The organism is Aggregicoccus sp. 17bor-14 (assembly GCF_009659535.1).
Taxonomy (GTDB): Bacteria; Myxococcota; Myxococcia; order Myxococcales; family Myxococcaceae; genus Aggregicoccus.
This window is the reverse complement of the sequence record NZ_VJZZ01000034.1, coordinates 1-1,497: the sequence shown is the minus strand read 5'-3', so window position 1 is coordinate 1,497 and position 1,497 is coordinate 1. Positions and strand designations below refer to the sequence as shown.

Annotated in this window: 1 protein-coding gene; it reads right to left on the bottom strand. The window is 72.1% G+C overall.

What is annotated here, in order from left to right; all coding sequences use genetic code 11:
* Positions 1-16 precede the first annotated feature (16 nt).
* Positions 17-1,375 (bottom strand): transposase, encoded by a 1,359-nt coding sequence (locus FGE12_RS29920; protein ID WP_153870075.1) that lies wholly within the window; start codon positions 1,373-1,375, stop codon positions 17-19.
* Positions 1,376-1,497: the final 122 nt, after the last annotated feature.

Below are 1,497 nucleotides of genomic sequence, written 5' to 3'. Positions count from 1 at the left end.
CTCGTGTTTCGCCGTTTCAGCCCGAGGGAGTGAGGAGGAGTCCCGAGGGAGGACGGGAGCGGGGCTGGGTTTTATGTCGAAGGGGTGCGCAGAGGCGTGGGCGCAAAACGTCCACGCCCTCGAGCGCTGCGCGCGTCGCGCGCAGAATGTCCTCGAAGCAGATGCTCTTCTTCTGCCGGTACCAGGGGCGCGGCGGCAGCAGGCGCAGGGCACGGGCCACACCGGCGCGTGCGCCGCGTCGCGCAAAGCCCAGCACCAGCAGGCTGTAAAGGAGGGCGACGAAGGGGGCGGTGTGCAGCACGGCCCCGGGCGTGCGGGCGGGCGAGTCGGCGAAGCCCAGCATCTGCTTCAGCTCGCGAAACGTCACCTCGAGACTCCAGCGCAGGGCGTACGTCTCCAGCACCTCACGCGCGCTGCGGGACGCGTCCGTGCAGAAGAAGGCGCGAAACGGGCGCTGGGGGCTGCCGGTGCGCACAAGCACCACGCGCAGCAACTGCCCGCCGGCAACGCGGTACCACTGCGCACAGCACGTCTGCAGCGGCACGCATCTGTCCTGGCCGTACAGGTGCGCGCGGGCGCGCTTCCAGCGCCCGTGGGCTGCGCGCTGGGCGGGCGAGCGCAGGCGAGTGCCGCGCAAGGGCATCCGGCCGCGCTGACCAGGCCGGCGTCGCCGAGGCGCTGCGCGCGTGAGGGCGGCGTCGGGCCGCATGGCGCCAAAGGCCACCCAGCCCGGCGGCAACCCTTTCACCAGCCGCGCGCAGCAGTAGGCCCCATCCATGACGAGGCGCACCTCTCGCCCCGGCAGCCACGCGGCCACCGCGTGCAGCATCTCTTCGGCCAGCTGCGTCTTGGTGCGAAAGCCCGCCCCGTGCGCCGCGCACTCCTTCTTCGTGCGGTACAGCCGCAGGCACACCGGCAGCGCAAAGGTGCGCGGGCTGCAGGGCAAGCGCACCACCAGGGCCAGCACCACCCACACGTGCCCGAAGCGCAGCACTCGGTGCCGCGCGCTCGAGAGCACTGCGTCGCGGTGGCTGCCAATGCCAAAGACGTGAGGGCCCCGCTTGGGGCACAGCGTGTCGTCCAGCGCCAGCAACACGCACGCCTGCGCAGGCAGCAGCGCTACCAGCGCGAGGCACAGCAGCCGGCCCAGCACGTCGGGCTTCCACGCCCCGCGGCTGAAGAGGCGGTGGAAGCCCTCGTGGTGCCGGCGCCCCGCGGCGCGCGCCTCCACCAGCGCCCGCGTCAGCGTGTGCACCCCCTGCACCCGCACCCACCCGCACGCCACCACCACGAAGCGCCAGAAGCCCGGCCGACTGAAGGCCGCACGTCCCTCTTCCAGCGCGCTTGCCCATGTGCGCACACTTGCGGAGGCCACGCGGCGCCTCCTTTCTCGCTCGCAGAGTTAGGTCTAGACACCCCAACCCTACGGGAGACTGCGCGCCGCGCGGCTCTTACTTTCCTCCCCCCCTCGCGCCGCCCAAAAGGGCGAAACACGAG